This window comes from Burkholderia sp. LMG 13014, from assembly GCF_905232215.1.
Lineage (GTDB): Bacteria > Pseudomonadota > Gammaproteobacteria > Burkholderiales > Burkholderiaceae > Burkholderia.
Genome location: NZ_CAJNKE010000102.1, coordinates 1 through 15,149 on the forward strand (window position 1 = coordinate 1; position 15,149 = coordinate 15,149).

Consider the following 15,149-nt stretch of genomic DNA (forward strand, 5'->3'; position numbering starts at 1 on the left):
GCGAGCGCTTCGCGCACGAGTGCGTCGAGCGCCGGATCGTCGAACAACTGCCACCAGCGGTCGGGCAACGCGCCGCCGGACGCGACGGGCGCATCGGCCGCCGCGTCGAACGGTGCCGTGCGTGCCGCATCGGTCTCAGGCGGACGGTACGGCATGCCGGCCGAGCAGGCGGCAAGCGTCGCGGCGCTCAGCAGCGCGGCGGCAACAGACAAACGGAAGGAAACCGGAGGAGAAGACGAGGCTCGCATCGTGCAATGGCAGTCGAACAAACGATGGGCCTATGGTAATTTCGACCCATTCGGTCGATCTCGCGCGCAAAGCGCATTCGTCGTCGAGAAAATGACACATGGATCAATTTTTCAGCGCGCTCGAACATAAGGACAAGCACAAGCAGATCGCCGTCGTCGCGTCCGACGCGGCGGCCGGCATCGCGTATCCGCCGCATTCGCACCGGCATGGCCAGCTGATCCACGCGATTTCCGGCGTGATGCTCGTGCATGCGGATGCCGGCAGCTGGGTCGTGCCGACGGGCCGCGCGGTCTGGGTGCCGGGCGGCACGCAGCACGAGATCCGGATGGCCGGCGACGTGCAGATGCGCACGGTGTTCGTCGCGCACGAAGTACGGCCGAGCCTGCCGCGCGAATGCCGCGTGATCGAGGTCGGCACGTTGCTGCGCGAGCTGATCGTGACCGCGTGCGAACTGCCCGCCGATTACGACCTCGCGCATCGCGCGGGCCGCGTGCTCGCGCTGATCCTCGACGAAATCGAGATCGCGCCGCTGCTGTCGCTGCATGTGCCGATGCCGCACCATCCGGCGCTCGCCGCGCTGTGCACGCGGCTCATCAACGAACCGTCGTCGGTCGTCACACTGCAGTCGTGGGCGCGCGACGCGCACATGAACGAGCGCACCCTCGCGCGCACCTTCAAGCGTGAAACAGGCATGACGCACGGTGCGTGGTGCCGCCATGCACGCCTGCTGCTGAGCCTGCCGCGTCTGGCCGCCGGCACGCCGATCCTCGAACTCGCGCTCGAGCACGGCTACGACAGTCCCAGCGCGTTCGCAGCGATGTTCCGCAAGGCACTCGGCGTGCCGCCGAGCGAATACTTCTCGCGACGCTGAACCGCCCTGTCCGTTTCGCGACGATCGCGCGCTGACGTGCGCGCGCGGCGCGGCAGGCCGCTCGCTACAGTAGCGGCATCGCACGACACCGGCGCCACGCGCCCGCCCCGCCGATGGATCTGATTCAAAGCATGCAGGTTTTCGTCACGCTCGCCGACGCAGGGACCTTCACCGAAACCGGCAAGCGGCTCAATCTCACGACCGCGTATGTCAGCCGCACGATCGCGTCGCTCGAAGCGCATCTCGGCATCCGGCTGCTGAACCGCACGACGCGCTCGATGTGCCTGACCGAAGCCGGCGAGCGCTATCTGGCGCGTGCACGCGACATCACGCGTGCCGTCGACGCGAGCGAACGCGAAGCGCGCGGCGCACGGCTGCATCCGCACGGCCGGCTGCGCGCGCACTGCAGCGCCAGCATCGCGAACCGTTTCGTGATTCCGCTCGTCGCGCGCTTCCAGGCGCGCTATCCGGACGTCAGCGTCGACCTGACGCTCGCGCCGCAGGTGCCCGACCTGATCCGCGACAGCTACGACGTCGCGGTGATCGCGATGCCGAGCCTGCCGAGTTCCGATCAGGTCGCGATCGACGTCGGGCGGATCGGCAGCGTGCTGTGCGCGTCGCCCGCGTATGTCGCGCAACACGGTATGCCGGACACGCCGCGCGCGCTCGCGCGGCATCGCTGCCTGCAACTGGTCGCGCCCGCGTACCCGGTGCGCGAATGGACGCTGACGCGCGGTGCGGATTCGGAAACGATCGCATTCGAGCCGGCGATGACGGCCGACGTCGCGGCATCGCTTGAAATCGCGGTACGGGAAGGGGCAGGAATCGGCCTGCTGCCGGAGTTCGTCGCGGACGACGGGCTGCGTTCAGGCGCGCTGGTGCGCGTGCTGCCCGGTTACCGGGCCGAGGATGTGGGTGTGTTTCTGGTGTATCCGTCGCGCCAGCATCTCGACGCGAAGACGCGCGCGTGGGTGGATTTCATGAAGGCGGAACTGCGCGCCGCGCTCAACGGGCCGCACGGAGGCAACCGCACGGACCACGACGCGACCGCGCCGGACACCGCCGGCGCGGCCGCCAACCCCTCGCTTACGCGACAGCCTTCACCGCGGGCTGCGCGCCAAAAAACGTCGCCTGCACCGCTTCGTCCGCGCGCGCATACGCACGGTTGATGCCGCTGATCACCGCGCGGATCGACGCGGTCGTCAGGTTCGCGTCGATGCCGACGCCGAACGCACTGCCGCGCACGCCCGTACCGGACAGTTCCGCGATCGCGATCGCCTTTGCGTCGGCGCCCTGCGACAACGCACGCTCCTCGTAGTGCTGAATGCGCAGCGGCGTACGCAACGCATGCATCAACGCATCGAGCGGGCCATTGCCTTCACCGCGCAGCACGCGGCGCTCGCCGTGCACGTCGGCGGTCAGCACGATCGTCTCGCGGCCGTCGCGCTCGGTCAGCTCATGGCCGACATAACGCAGCGGCGCATCGCCTTCCACGTATTCCTGCTGGAACAGCGACCAGATCTGTGCGCTCGTCACCTCGAGCCCGCTGTCGTCGGTCAGGCGCTGCACGGCCGCGCTGAAGTCGACCTGCAGGCGGCGCGGCAGCGCGACGCCATAGCTCTGCTCGAGCAGGTACGCGATACCGCCCTTGCCCGACTGGCTGTTCACGCGAATGATCGAGTCGTACGTGCGGCCGACATCGCTCGGATCGATCGGCAGGTACGGCATTTCCCACACGGCATCGGGACGCTGTACCGCGAAGCCCTTCTTGATCGCGTCCTGGTGCGAGCCGGAGAACGCGGTAAACACCAGATCGCCGACATACGGATGGCGCGGATGGATCGGCAACTGCGTGCATTCCTCGGCAGTGCGCGCGACTTCGTTGATCTGCGAGAAATCGAGGCCCGGATCGACGCCCTGCGAATACAGGTTCAGCGCGAGCGTGACGAGATCGACGTTACCGGTGCGTTCGCCGTTGCCGAACAGGCAGCCCTCGATCCGGTCCGCGCCGGCCATCACCGCGAGCTCGGCCGCCGCGACCGCGGTGCCGCGGTCGTTGTGCGGATGCACGGACACGATCAGCGCATCGCGGCGCGCGAGGTTGCGGTGCATCCATTCGATCTGGTCCGCGTAGAAGTTCGGCGTGCCGACTTCGACGGTGGCCGGCAGGTTCACGATCGCCTTGTGCTCCGGCGTCGGCTGCCAGACGTCGAACACGGCGTCGCAGACTTCCTTCGCGAAATCGAGCTCGGTCGCCGTGAAGGTTTCCGGGCTGTATTGCAGCGTGAAATGCGTGTCGGTCGCGGCGTCGGCGCAGCGCTTGATCGTGCGCGCGGCGTTCACCGCGAGCGCCTTCACGCCGTCGCGGTCGAGGCCGAACACGATCTTGCGGAATTCCGGCGCGGTCGCGTTGTACAGGTGCACGATCGCGCGCTTCGCGCCGCGCAGCGAGTCGAAGGTGCGCTCGATCAGGTCGTCGCGCGCCTGCGTGAGCACCTCGATCGTCACGTCGTCGGGAACGTGGCCGCCTTCGATCAGCTCGCGCACGAAGTTGAAGTCGGTCTCGGACGCCGACGGGAACGCGACCTCGATCTCCTTGAAGCCGATCGCGACCAGCATCTTGAACATCCGCATCTTGCGCGCGGCGTCCATCGGCTCGAACAGCGACTGGTTGCCGTCGCGCAGGTCGGTGCTCATCCAGATCGGCGCTTGCGTGATCGTGCGCGTCGGCCACATGCGGTTCGGCAGGTTGACGGGCGTGAACGGTCGGTACTTCGTCGCGGGGTTCTTCAGCATCATGATGGTCGGTCCTCGGTCGGTTGGTCGGGAAACCGCGGCGCGGCGGCCATCGATCGTGGCGGCCGGCTGCGCGCGCAGCGGTAAAAACGGTAGAAAACGGCACAACGGCTATGCGGTACGGCGAACGACAGCCTTGGCGGTTGAGCGACCGGGACGGAGCGGAGCGATTCGGAGGAAGGACGAACTCAGGCGCCGGTCGACAACCGGGGCCAGGTCGATGATGCGGGGGAAATCTGGCGCTTCAGGAAAGAAGCAGATGGAAAGCGCGCAGCCGCAGACCCAGCCCGGAGAAACGGGCTAGTAGTCGTAGCGAAAAGAGGAGCTGGGCGGCTTGCATGGCCGAAATCAAATCACAGAGTGACGGGCGCTGTCAACGCGAAATTCGCCGATCGCCCGCCTGCGCGGTCTGCAAAATCAGTCTCGTCCGATAGGCCTCGACCCGCCCCGTCGATATGCTTCACGGGTGCGGCGCCGGTGGAGCGCCTGTTCACGTTCGGAGTGAGTTGGTCAATGCACTTCGCCGGTTGCCGCACCCTCTTCCCGTTGCCATCGGGTTTCGGCGTGGATGTTCGGTGGTGGCCGGTGGGCGCGGCCACCACCGAGATGCTGATGTTGAAACCAACGCTGCCATATGCGAACGCCGAGCGTCCGCGCCGAAGCCCGATTGCCCGCTGCCGCCCCATCCGCCCCGCCTGCGCAAGCGCGCATCGTTCAAAAGATCGATACGCGTGCCGATATAGTTTCCCGAATATATCCAAATGGCATCGATTGAACACATTTCATTAAATCGATTAACCTCCATTTGCGATTTACTGAACAATAACCATTCTCAATCGAATATTTTTTTATTTATTTTTCGGCATGCTCGGATCGTCGCATTTCAAACGGCAAACGTTTGCGCGACATGGCTCGAAGCCTTACCCATCATTCCTCAGGAGGAAAGCATGGCCGATTCTCAAACGTCTTCCAATCGCGCCGGCGAGTTTTCGATTCCGCCGAATACCGATTTCCGCGCGATTTTCTTCGCGAATGCCGCCGAGCAGCAACACATCAAGCTGTTTATCGGCGACAGCAAGGAACCCGCCGCGTATCACAAGCTGACGACGCGCGACGGCACGCGTGAAGCGACGCTGAATTCCGGCAACGGCAAGATCCGCTTCGAAGTGTCGGTGAACGGCAAGCCGTCGGCCACCGATGCGCGCCTCGCGCCGATCAACGGCAAGAAATCGGACGGCTCGCCGTACACGGTCAACTTCGGGATCGTCGTGTCGGAAGACGGCCACGACAGCGACTACAACGACGGCATCGTCGTGCTCCAGTGGCCGATCGGCTGACCTGACCTGGCCGCTGGGCCGAGCACGATTGCGCGGCGCGGCCGGGCGGGTGCGCCGCCGTCGATCCCGCAATGGCGACGGGGCCCACCCCACCTTGCGAATCGATTCGTTCGAGCAGTCACTTGCAGTCCCACGCTGTACTCCGTGCGCGACAACGGCGAAACCCATTCGCCGGCCGCGCGACGCGAACCATTTCATCGAGACGAGGACGACATGTCACAACCGTTTACCCATGACGATCTGTACGCACTGCTGCAACTCGCCGGCAACGATGCAACCGCCGTACAGGCGAACGGCGACCAGGCAGTGCTCGACCGGATGCGCCAGTTCATGACCGCACAGCTCGTGGAAAAGCTGCCGCAATACGATGTGTTCGTCGACATCGCGACCATCCCGTACAGCTTCGACGTCGGCAGCTGGCAAAACAAGGTGAAGACCGATGCGGCCGGGCAGGTGGTCGCCTGCACGGTGACGTGGGCCGGCGCGCCCGGCGTACTGCCCGGGGCCGCGGCGAAGTTCGGCGTCGGTGCGGTGGTCAATTACTTCTCGAAAGCGACGCCGCAGCCCACGCAGCCGGATACCACGACGACCGGCGGCGGCGAACGCGACGGCGTGTTCAACCTGCCGCCGAACATCGCGTTCGGCGTGACCGCGCTGGTCAATTCGTCGGCGCAGCAGACGATCGAGGTCTTCGTCGACGACAACGCAAAACCGGCCGCGACGTTCCAGGGCACCGGCACGCAGGACACGAACCTGAACACGCAAATCGTGAACTCCGGCAAGGGGAAGGTGCGCGTGGTCGTGACGGCGAACGGCAAGCCGTCGAAGATCGGCTCACGTCAGGTCGACCTCTTCAAGAAGACCTACTTCGGCCTGGTCGGATCGGAAGACGGGACGGACGGTGACTACAACGACGGTATCGCCATCCTGAACTGGCCGCTCGGCTAAGCCGCGCAATCCTGACCCTGATCGCCACGCCGCCCGGCGTGGCGATTTGCTTCGGCACACCAGATCTGACGCTGCGAATACGTCCCGCCTCCCTGACCAATCGGCCTGTCCGGATCGATCGCGCAAGGTCGCGGTACTGATGCGACCACGCATCGATCGCCTTTGCATCGAAGCGATTTCCCGTTCCCGACACCGCCTTTCGTCGGGTCGCTCCCTGATTGATCCACGCGCCATTCCGCACACAGGACTTGCGCTCCATAACTACGACTCATAGAATCGTAGTTATGGAGCGCATCGATGCGGCAGGCAACGTCGGTGTTCTACCGACCCCATGCATCAATCAACCGGAGTCAATCAGTGGCAAAGCGAATTCTTGTTATCGGGGCCGGCTTCGCCGGCATGTGGAGCGCGCTGAGCGCGGCGCGCGTGCTGGACGCGCACGGTCGAACCGACGTGGAAATCACCGTGGTGGCGCCGGATGCCCATCTGCACGTCCGTCCTCGCCTCTACGAAGAAGGCCCGGCAAACTTCCGGGCGCCGCTCGGCGAGATCTTCGACGCGGTGGGCGTGACGTTCGTGCAGGGCACGGTCGAGCGCATCGACGTGGCGCGCCGGGCCGCCGACGTGCTGCGCACGGACGGTGAAGCGACGACGCTCGACTACGACCGCCTCGTGCTGGCGACCGGCAGCCGCCTGTTCCGCCCCGCGATTCCCGGTCTGGCCGAGCATACGTTCAGCGTCGATCAAACCGACGAAGCCGTCGAACTCGAAGCGCACATTCGCGATCTGGCGTTGCAGCCGGCCTCCACGGCCCGCGATACGGTCGTGGTGGCAGGCGGCGGCTTCACCGGCATCGAGACGGCAGCGGAAATGCCGGCCCGCCTGCGCGCCGCGCTGGGCGAACACGCAAACGTGCGGGTCGTGATCGTCGAGCGCAACGACGCAATCGGCCCCGACCTGGGCAAGGGCCCGCGCCCCGTCATCGAGGAGGCGCTGCGCACGCTCGGCGTGACGTGGAAGCTCGGGTCCGGTGTCGCATCGGTCGACGCGGCCGGTATCACGACGGCGGACGGCGAGCGGATCGAGTCGAGCACGGTGATCTGGACGGCCGGCCTGCGGGCCAGCACGCTGACGGAACAGATTCCGGGCCGCCGCGACGCAACGGGGCGCCTGCACGTCGATCGCAACCTGGCGGTCGAAGGCGTGCCGGGTGTCTACGCGACGGGCGACGTCGCGTATGCGGCCACCGACGACGAAGGCAACCACACGATGATGTCATGCCAGCACGCGATGAACCTGGGCCGTTCGGCAGGGCACAACGTGGCAGCCGATCTGCTGGGGCTGGAACAGATCCCGTACAGCCAGCCGAAGTACGTGACGTGCCTGGATCTCGGCCCGTGGGGTGCGGTCTATACGGAAGGTTGGGATCGTGAAGTGAAGCTGACGGGTGCGGAGGCGAAGAAGCTCAAGCACCAGATCAATTCCGAATGGATCTATCCGCCGCGCGCGGATCGCGCGGAAGCGCTGGCGGCCGCGGATCCGCTGCGGATCGTCGTGGCCTGAGCAACGCGTTTGCCCGCACGATGCGCGGGGGGCAGTGGCGGCATCCCGCGTGTCGTCGTGCGACGCCGCCGCGGCGCGGCGCGAATCAGCGCTCGCCGCCGCGGCTGGCCGCGCGATCGGCGAACCAGCCGACCACCTTGGGGCCGTAGCCCGCAGGCGCTTTCGACCAGGCCTGCCCGGCGAGATCGGCGAGCGACTGCTTCCTGAGTTCCTCCCGCATCGCCCGTTCCGCCGCCTGCATCACCGCGTGAATCGAACAGGTGCCGCGCGTGGCCCACGCGGGCGGCTCGCCTTCGAACACCGCGCACTGGCCGCGCACTTCACGGCAGTCGAACAGCCGCTTGTCGCCGTCGATCGCTTCGACGACGTCCTGCACGGAGATGTCCCGCGCGGGCCTCGCCAACGCGAAGCCGCCGCGAATGCCTTCGCTGGACACGACGATCCCGGCCTTCGCGAGACGCGTGAAAAGCTTGGCCGCGTAATCGACGGAGACGCCCTGCATCTCGGCCAGGTCGCGCACGCTCGCGTCGCGCACGCCCGTGGAAGTGTCGGCGAGATAGAGCAGGCAATGCAGGCCATACTCGACGCCGGTGCTGATGAACGACATGCTATTGCGACTCGGGGTATCGGAGTTGGGAGCGTAGCGCAGTGCGGCGACAATGTCACCCGTCGCGCCATCCGTCCCGTTTTCGGCAGCGATGATTGCTTGCATTCGCCAGCCCTGCAAGAACGATCAAATGCCCCCGCCGCCGATACCATATAGTCCGCTCGACACCCTCAATGGCACGCCATGAATCCGATTGGACAAGCACTCTGGTTTATCGAAACCAAACTGGACAGGGAACTGACGCTCGACAGGATTTCCGCCAATTGCGACATGACGCGCTTCGGCTTCTCGCGCCTGTTCTCGATGAATACCGGCTGGCCGGTGATGCGCTATGTCCGGTCGAGGCGGCTGACGCGTGCGGCACGCACGTTGGCGGAAGGCGCGCCGGACATCCTGCAGGTGGCGCTCGATGCCGGCTATGGCTCCCATGAGGCGTTCACGCGCGCCTTCCGCGATCTCTTCGGCATCACGCCCGAGGACGTGCGGGCACGGCGCACTCTCGACGGATTGTCTCTTGTGGAGCCGCTTCGCATGAAAGAACTGAAGATCATCGACGTTGTACCGTCACGCTTCGAAACCGCCGGCAAGCGGCTGATCGCCGGCATGAGCGACCGTTACACCTTCGAAACCAACGAAGGCATTCCGGCGCTGTGGCAAGCGTTCATCCCATACATCGGTACCATTCCCGGCCAGGTCGACAACGTGACCTACGGCGTGTGCTGCAACCCCGATGCGGATGGCAGCTTCGAATACATTGCGGGCGTGGAAGTCGCCAGCCGCGACCGGCTGCCCGCGCCCTTTCGATGCGTCGAACTCGCACCGCAGCGATATGCGGTCTTCGAACACGGCGGGCATATTTCCACGCTGCACCAAACGTTCTACAGCATCTGGAACGGCTGGCTGCCGACGTCGGGGTTCAAGGCGGCCGACGCGCCCGAATTCGAGCGCTACAGCGCGGACTACGATCCGGTGACGGGCGCCGGCGTGCTTGAAATCTGGTTACCGGTCGAACCCGCTGTGTAAGCGGTTTGCCTGGATCGGCCGCGACGTGGCTCGTCGCGACCGGCACCTCGCCAATCGTCACCCGGCCCGCGATCCAGCGGGCTTCGACATTGCAACCGGCTGCGACCACTCAACCGACGCCAGGCGCGTGCGCGCATCGAGCACCACACGGTTGAACGCCATGCGCCGCTCACCCTTCAGCTTCGCCGCCTTGCCCGCTTGTACCAACGCAATCGGGTCGACGAGACGGTCATGCCGACGGACCTCGAAGTGCAGATGCGGCCCGGTGGCCGTGCCCGTGCTGCCGACCGCGCCGACACGCTGGCCGCGCGCGACCCGGGCGCCGGTTCGCAGCGTCGGCTCGAATGCCGACAGGTGCGCGTAGTACGACGCATAGCCGCCGTCATGGCGGATCACCACGTACTTGCCGTAGCCTCGCGGCTCGGTGCCGATGAACGTCACGACGCCGCGCTCCGACGCATGAACCGCGCGCCCGGCCGGCGCCGCGAGATCGACGCCGGAATGCACGTGACGCGTGCCGGTCACCGGATGCACGCGCGCACCGAATGGCGAACTGATCCGTTTTGCGCTGACTGGCATCGCAAACCGCGAGCCAGCGAGCGGCACGCCGTCGAGATCGTAATAGGCGCCCGGCGAACCGGCATGGGGCGCAAACCACACGCCCGCGACCTGCTGGCCGCGAAAGCGGAGCTCGAGCGCCGTCACGCGCACGCCGCCAGGCAGTATCGCGTTGCCGTCGGGTTCGTATGCAACGCGGAAGGTGTCGCCGAGCGCTCCGTGCTGTTTCAGGTCGACGCGCCCGGCGAGCATGCGGGTGATCTGCGCGGCAACGCCAGCCGACAGATCGGCGCGTGCCAGCGACGCCTTCAGGCTGCCGACGATCGCGCCGGCCCGCGCGCCGCGCTCGGCTTCCGCGAGCACGAACGGCTCGGCATCGGCAAGATCGACGGGACGCCGTTCGAACGCAGCCGGTTCACCCATCGCGGGCAACGCCGACGCAAGACCGTACTCGAACCGCGACGCATACGCGCGTTCGACCGCCACGCGCGCCGCATCGCACAGCACGCGGTAAGCCACGCATGCCCCGAAGCGCGCAACGGGGTCGTCGCGTTCACCGGCGGTCGACACATGCGACGCATAGGCAACGTCGAGCGGCAAGGCCGTCGATGCGTGCAAGCCGCCCCACGTCGTGCGTGCGGCATTGAAAAAAGGCACGTCGACAAGGTCATCCGTCACGGGCGAAAACGGCGCGGCGTCGTGGGACGCGTGTGCCACCGCACCCGGTGCGCCGGCCACACAGGCCGCCGCCATGACACCGCGCAGCAGCGCGCGACGCATCGGGAAAGCGTGAACGCCGCGCTGCGCGGGTTGACCTTGTTCGCGTGCGAGACGGAAACGCAGGTCTAACCGCATGACGTCGTCACTCGCTGTCTGTCAGTGAAAAATCGGGAGAGAACCGGGTATCGCGGAGGAACGATCGTCGCGGCCCGGCAACGTGAAAACGAGTGTACCGGCGTGATCGAAATGGCTGAATAGGACTCGTCTCATTTAATTGGAAATCCGATTCGTACTAAGTCGAAATCGCGATTTCGCAGCACGGCGGCACGACGACGCGGCATTCGCCCGCCCCCATTCGCGCGAACCATCGTGCGCCGTGTACGGTCGAACGCTGTCCGCGCGTGAGCGCAAGCCTGCCCGCCCCCGGCAGGCACGCGGCGCGGCGCGCACTGTTTCTTCAAACCGGAATCCCGTCATGTTGCTCGATCACCTGCATCCGGAACGCTGGACGTTCCTGTGGAACGCGCTGTCCACCCTCTCCATCAAGCTGTGCGCCGGCCTGGCGCTGCTCGTCGCCGGCTGGTGGCTGTCGAAACGCATCGGCAACTGGCTGAACCGCCTGCTCTCGAACAAGGAGCGTGTCGACGACACGCTGCGGCCGATCCTCTGCGACGTCGCCGTGTGGGGCATCCGCATCGTCGCGATCGTCGGCGCGCTGTCGCAGCTCGGCATCGAAACCGCGAGCATCGTCGCGGTGCTCGGCGCGGCCGGCCTCGCGATCGGGCTTGCACTGCAAGGCACGATGCAGAACATCGCGGCCGGCATCATGCTTCTGCTGCTGCGACCGTTCAAGGTCGGCGACTATATCGACGGCGGCACGGGCGTCGCGGGCACCGTCGACGAAGTCGGGCTCTTCATGACGCGGCTGACGAAGCCGGACGGCATCTGCGAATACGTGCCGAACAGCGCGCTGTGGGGCAGCTCGATCCGCAACTACACGCGCAACCCGACGCGCCGCCTCGATCTCGAAGTGGAAGTCTCGGTACATGACGACATCGATCGCGCGCTCGACGCGCTGCGCGGGCTGGCCGCGGCCGATCCCGACGTGCTGCAGGATCCCGCGCCGGACGTGATGGTGATGCGCTTCGACGACAGCACGGTCGTCGCGAACATGCGCGTGTGGACGCACACCGACAAGTTCTGGGCGATGCGCTGGCGCCTCGCGCGCCAGGTGCGCAAGACGCTCGCCGACGCGAGCTGCACGCTGCCGATCCGCACGCGCGAGCTGCACATCGTGCACGACGCGGAGCGTCGCGCCGACCGCGCACAAACGCGCGCGCTGTAAACGGCGAAGGCCGCGAAGCACCTCCTGCTTCGCGGCCCACGCGACGTCAACGCAACGTCACCGCCACATCACATCTTCACGATATCGAGCAGCGCCTTCTTGCCGCTCTTGTACGTGAACACCGAAATCGCGCCGTGCTTCAGGTCGCCCTGCGGCGTGAAGCTCGTCTCACCGATCACGCCTTGGTAGTCGGTGGCCGGCATCGCGGCCAGCACCTTCGCCGGGTCGGTCGAGTTCGCGCGCTTCATCGCGTCGACGATGATATTGACGGCGTCGTACGAGAACGGCGCGTACACCTGCATCGGCTGGTGGTAACGCGCTTCGTAGCGCTTCGCGAACGCCGCGCCGCCCGGCATCTTCTCGAGCGCGATACCGGCCTCGGAGCACACGACGTTGTCGGACGCCGGGCCCGCGAGCTTCGGCAGGTCCGTCGAGCACACGCCATCGCCGGCGAGGATCTTCGCGCGCATGCCGAGCTGGCGCGCCTGCTTCGCCAGCGGCCCGCCCGTCGCGTCCATGCCGCCGTACATGATCGCGTCCGGGTTTGCACCCTTGATCTTCGTGAGGATCGCGCGGAAGTCGATCGCCTTGTCGTTGGTCGCATCGCGCGACACGACCTTCATCCCGGCCGCCTTCGCCGCCTTCTCGAACTCGGTCGCGAGGCCCTGCCCGTACGCGGTCGAATCGTCGACCACGGCCACCGTCTTGATGCCCATGTTCTTCGCCGCATACATCGCGAGCGCCGGCCCCTGCTGCGCGTCGGTCGCGACCACGCGATAGGTCGTCTTGAAGCCCTGCTGCGTGTACGTCGGGTTGGTCGCGGCCTGCGAGATCTGCACGACGCCGCCGTCGCGATAGACGCGCGACGCCGGGATCGACGTACCGGAGTTGTGATGGCCGACGACACCCACCACCTTGTCGTCGACGAGCCGCTGCGCAACCTGCGTCGCGGTGCGCGGATCGCCCGCGTCGTCCTGCGCGTCGAGCTGCAGCGTGACCTTCTTGCCGCCGATCGTCAGGCCCTTCGCATTGATTTCCTCGACCGCGAGGCGCGCGCCGTTCTCGCTGTCCTTGCCGAGGTGCGCGATCGCGCCGGTCAGCGGCCCGACGTGGCCGATGCGCACGATTTCGTCCGCGTGCGCGGGCGGCGCGCATGTGAGCGCCGCCGCCGCCGCGAGTGCCGTCATGGGATATCGAAGCATGTCTGTCTCCTGGTCAGTCTTGTGAGCCCCGTGCAATGCGGGACGTGTTGTGGTTCGGATGACGAATCGGTTGCGGTCAGTGGTGCAGCGCTTCCCGCACCGCACGGCCCATCCCGGCCGGCAGCACGGCGTGCTCGCCGCGCGTCGCGACGCCGTACAGGTCCTTCGGATCGCGCGGCGCGGGAATCAGGTCGAGCTCGATCCCGATCTCGCGCTCGCGTGCCGCCGCGTTCAGGTAGCGCAGCGCCGAGAAATCCTCGAGCGCGAAGCCGACCGAATCGAACACCGTCACCTGCGCGTCCGATTCGCGGCCCGGCTCGGCGCCCGACACGATCCGCGCGAACTCGATCACCGGGAACTCCGCCGGCATCTGCTGGATATCGCCTTCGATGCGCGTCTGCGGCTCGTATTCGACGACGACGCGTGCGCGCCGCAGCACGTCCGCATGCAGCTCGGTCTTGCCCGGGCAATCGCCGCCCACCGCGTTCACGTGCATCCCGTCCTCGATCATGTCCGGCGTCAGGATCGTCGCGTTGGTCTTGTCGGCGGTGACCGTCGTCACGATGTCCGCGCCGCGCACGGCTTCCGCCGCCGACGCACAGCGAATCACGCGCAGTCCCTCGAACGACGCGAGGTTGCGGATCAGCTTGTCGGTCGCCGCCGGATCGATGTCGAACACACGCAGCTCGTCGATGCCGAGCATCTCGTGGAACGCGATCGCCTGGAATTCGCTCTGCGCGCCGTTGCCGATCAACGCCATCGAACGCGCATCGGCGCGCGCGAGAAAGCGTGCGACCAAGGCGGAGGTCGCGGCGGTGCGGATCGCCGTCGTCAGCGTCATCTCGCTCAGCAGCAGCGGATAGCCGGTATCGACGTCGGCCAGCACGCCGAACGCCATCACGGTCAGCAGGTCGGCCTTGGTGTTCTTCGGATGGCCGTTCACGTACTTGAACGCGTACAGCCGCGCGTCCGACGTCGGCATCAGCTCGATCACGCCGTCGGTCGAATGGCTGGCGAGGCGGGCGGTCTTCTCGAACGTCTCCCAGCGCCGGTAGTCCTGCTCGATATACGAGGCCATCGTCGTCAGGATCTGCGTCATCCCGACTTCGGCCACGAGCGTCGACACGCTCGTCACATCCAGATATCGCGTCATGCCCTTGCTCCACGGTTGCGGCGGCCGGCACGGGGCACGGCCGCCGTTGAAACGGTCGGCGCCGCGCGTTACGCGCGCCCTTCGAATCCCAGCAGCACGTTGACCGCGTTGATGCCGATCTCGTCGACCATGTAGCCGCCTTCCATCACGAACAGCGTCGGCACGTTCAGGCGCGCGAGCGCCGCGCCGATGCGCAGGTAGTCGGGCGAGCGCAGCCGGAAATGGCTGATCGGGTCGTGCTCGAAGGTATCGACGCCGAGCGACACGACGAGCGCGTCGGGCGCGTGTGCGGCAATCGCGGCGGCCGCGTGGTCGAGCGCCGCCGAGTAGGTGTCCCACAGCGTGCCCTTCGGCAGCGGCAGGTTCAGGTTGAACCCTTCGCCCGCGCCGATGCCGCGCTCTTCCGCATAGCCGGAGAAGTACGGGTACGACACCGGCGGCTCGCCGTGGAGCGACGCGAACAGCACGTCCGCGCGGTCGTAGAAGATGTCCTGCGTGCCGTTGCCGTGATGGAAATCGACGTCGAGCACCGCGACGCGCGCGGCGCCCTGCGCGATGCAGTGCTGCGCGGCGATCGCCGCGTTGTTCAGGTAGCAATAGCCGCCCATGTACTCGCGGCCCGCGTGGTGGCCGGGCGGGCGGCACAGCGCGAACGCCGCGCGCGCCGCGCCGCTCGACAGCAGGTCGGCGCCGGTGAGCGCCGAGTTCGCGCTCGCGCTCACGGCATCCCACGTGCCGGCGTTGATCGGCGCGCCGGCGTCCATCGCGTAGAAGCCG

At 66.7% G+C, this 15,149-nt stretch carries 13 protein-coding genes and 1 pseudogene; 7 read left to right on the top strand and 7 right to left on the bottom strand.

Features of this window, described 5'->3' with window-relative positions; all coding sequences use genetic code 11:
• Positions 1 to 212 (bottom strand): annotated as a pseudogene (locus JYJ84_RS13720) (TolC family protein); the annotation flags it as partial.
• 134 nt (positions 213 to 346) lie between these two features.
• Between JYJ84_RS13720 and JYJ84_RS13725 the strand changes: the two are divergent.
• Together JYJ84_RS13725 and JYJ84_RS13730 are read left to right on the top strand one after the other, a co-directional pair.
• On the top strand, positions 347 to 1,120 hold the full coding sequence (locus JYJ84_RS13725) for a helix-turn-helix domain-containing protein (RefSeq protein WP_122948577.1): 774 nt from the start codon (positions 347 to 349) through the stop codon (positions 1,118 to 1,120).
• Between the two features lie 113 nt (positions 1,121 to 1,233).
• Entirely contained in the window at positions 1,234 to 2,289 is a 1,056-nt protein-coding gene (locus tag JYJ84_RS13730) for a LysR family transcriptional regulator (protein WP_175222202.1), read from the top strand.
• Here the strand turns inward: JYJ84_RS13730 and leuA are convergent.
• Positions 2,207 to 3,916 (bottom strand): 2-isopropylmalate synthase, encoded by a 1,710-nt coding sequence (gene leuA, locus JYJ84_RS13735; protein WP_175222223.1) that lies wholly within the window; start codon positions 3,914 to 3,916, stop codon positions 2,207 to 2,209. The two genes, JYJ84_RS13730 and leuA, sit on opposite strands and share 83 nt — an antisense overlap.
• A 947-nt stretch (positions 3,917 to 4,863) precedes the next feature.
• Between leuA and JYJ84_RS13740 the strand changes: the two genes are divergently transcribed.
• From JYJ84_RS13740 to JYJ84_RS13750, 3 genes are all read left to right on the top strand, one after another.
• Entirely contained in the window at positions 4,864 to 5,253 is a 390-nt protein-coding gene (locus tag JYJ84_RS13740; RefSeq protein WP_043178912.1) for a fucose-binding lectin II, read from the top strand.
• A gap of 213 nt (positions 5,254 to 5,466) precedes the next feature.
• Entirely contained in the window at positions 5,467 to 6,201 is a 735-nt protein-coding gene (locus JYJ84_RS13745; RefSeq protein ID WP_175222201.1) for a fucose-binding lectin II, read from the top strand.
• 357 nt (positions 6,202 to 6,558) lie between these two features.
• The gene (locus JYJ84_RS13750) at positions 6,559 to 7,764 is read left to right on the top strand and encodes an NAD(P)/FAD-dependent oxidoreductase (RefSeq protein WP_175222200.1); all 1,206 of its coding nucleotides are present in this window, start codon (positions 6,559 to 6,561) and stop codon (positions 7,762 to 7,764) included.
• An 85-nt stretch (positions 7,765 to 7,849) separates the two neighbouring features.
• Here JYJ84_RS13750 and JYJ84_RS13755 read toward each other — a convergent pair whose 3' ends face one another.
• Entirely contained in the window at positions 7,850 to 8,371 is a 522-nt protein-coding gene (locus JYJ84_RS13755; RefSeq protein ID WP_172209230.1) for an Rrf2 family transcriptional regulator, read from the bottom strand.
• Positions 8,372 to 8,554: 183 nt separating this feature from the next.
• Here JYJ84_RS13755 and JYJ84_RS13760 point away from each other — a divergent pair, with 183 nt between their 5' ends.
• Positions 8,555 to 9,394: an AraC family transcriptional regulator gene (locus JYJ84_RS13760; protein WP_175222199.1), complete on the top strand. Its 840-nt coding sequence runs from the start codon at positions 8,555 to 8,557 to the stop codon at positions 9,392 to 9,394.
• Between the two features lie 57 nt (positions 9,395 to 9,451).
• On the opposite strand, the gene JYJ84_RS13765 is transcribed toward JYJ84_RS13760, so the two are convergent.
• Positions 9,452 to 10,807 carry a M23 family metallopeptidase gene (locus JYJ84_RS13765; protein WP_122948571.1) on the bottom strand — a complete coding sequence of 452 codons (1,356 nt, stop codon included), beginning with the start codon at positions 10,805 to 10,807 and terminating at the stop codon, positions 9,452 to 9,454.
• Positions 10,808 to 11,147: 340 nt separating this feature from the next.
• On the opposite strand from JYJ84_RS13765, the gene JYJ84_RS13770 reads away from it, so the two are divergent.
• Positions 11,148 to 12,017 carry a mechanosensitive ion channel family protein gene (locus tag JYJ84_RS13770; RefSeq protein ID WP_122948570.1) on the top strand — a complete coding sequence of 290 codons (870 nt, stop codon included), beginning with the start codon at positions 11,148 to 11,150 and terminating at the stop codon, positions 12,015 to 12,017.
• 68 nt (positions 12,018 to 12,085) lie between these two features.
• On the opposite strand, the gene JYJ84_RS13775 is transcribed toward JYJ84_RS13770, so the two are convergent.
• The 3 genes from JYJ84_RS13775 to JYJ84_RS13785 all read right to left on the bottom strand — a co-directional run.
• Complete coding sequence (locus JYJ84_RS13775) at positions 12,086 to 13,219, bottom strand: branched-chain amino acid ABC transporter substrate-binding protein (RefSeq protein WP_175222198.1); 1,134 nt, start codon at positions 13,217 to 13,219, stop codon at positions 12,086 to 12,088.
• A 76-nt stretch (positions 13,220 to 13,295) separates the two neighbouring features.
• Positions 13,296 to 14,372: an ornithine cyclodeaminase gene (locus JYJ84_RS13780; protein WP_175222197.1), complete on the bottom strand. Its 1,077-nt coding sequence runs from the start codon at positions 14,370 to 14,372 to the stop codon at positions 13,296 to 13,298.
• A gap of 68 nt (positions 14,373 to 14,440) precedes the next feature.
• Positions 14,441 to 15,149, bottom strand: a 709-nt coding sequence (locus JYJ84_RS13785) for a histone deacetylase family protein (RefSeq protein WP_205189224.1), incomplete at its 5' end; no start/stop codon positions are given.

What these genes read in the sequence shown, in the direction of transcription:
- JYJ84_RS13725 (WP_122948577.1), top strand. Translation starts at nt 347, where the DNA reads ATGGATCAATTTTTCAGCGCGCTCGAACATAAGGACAAGCACAAGCAG.
- JYJ84_RS13730 (WP_175222202.1), top strand. Translation starts at nt 1,234, where the DNA reads ATGGATCTGATTCAAAGCATGCAGGTTTTCGTCACGCTCGCCGACGCA.
- leuA (WP_175222223.1), bottom strand. Translation starts at nt 3,916, where the DNA reads ATGCTGAAGAACCCCGCGACGAAGTACCGACCGTTCACGCCCGTCAAC.
- JYJ84_RS13740 (WP_043178912.1), top strand. Translation starts at nt 4,864, where the DNA reads ATGGCCGATTCTCAAACGTCTTCCAATCGCGCCGGCGAGTTTTCGATT.
- JYJ84_RS13745 (WP_175222201.1), top strand. Translation starts at nt 5,467, where the DNA reads ATGTCACAACCGTTTACCCATGACGATCTGTACGCACTGCTGCAACTC.
- JYJ84_RS13755 (WP_172209230.1), bottom strand. Translation starts at nt 8,371, where the DNA reads ATGTCGTTCATCAGCACCGGCGTCGAGTATGGCCTGCATTGCCTGCTC.
- JYJ84_RS13760 (WP_175222199.1), top strand. Translation starts at nt 8,555, where the DNA reads ATGAATCCGATTGGACAAGCACTCTGGTTTATCGAAACCAAACTGGAC.
- JYJ84_RS13765 (WP_122948571.1), bottom strand. Translation starts at nt 10,807, where the DNA reads ATGCGGTTAGACCTGCGTTTCCGTCTCGCACGCGAACAAGGTCAACCC.
- JYJ84_RS13770 (WP_122948570.1), top strand. Translation starts at nt 11,148, where the DNA reads ATGTTGCTCGATCACCTGCATCCGGAACGCTGGACGTTCCTGTGGAAC.
- JYJ84_RS13775 (WP_175222198.1), bottom strand. Translation starts at nt 13,219, where the DNA reads ATGCTTCGATATCCCATGACGGCACTCGCGGCGGCGGCGGCGCTCACA.
- JYJ84_RS13780 (WP_175222197.1), bottom strand. Translation starts at nt 14,372, where the DNA reads ATGACGCGATATCTGGATGTGACGAGCGTGTCGACGCTCGTGGCCGAA.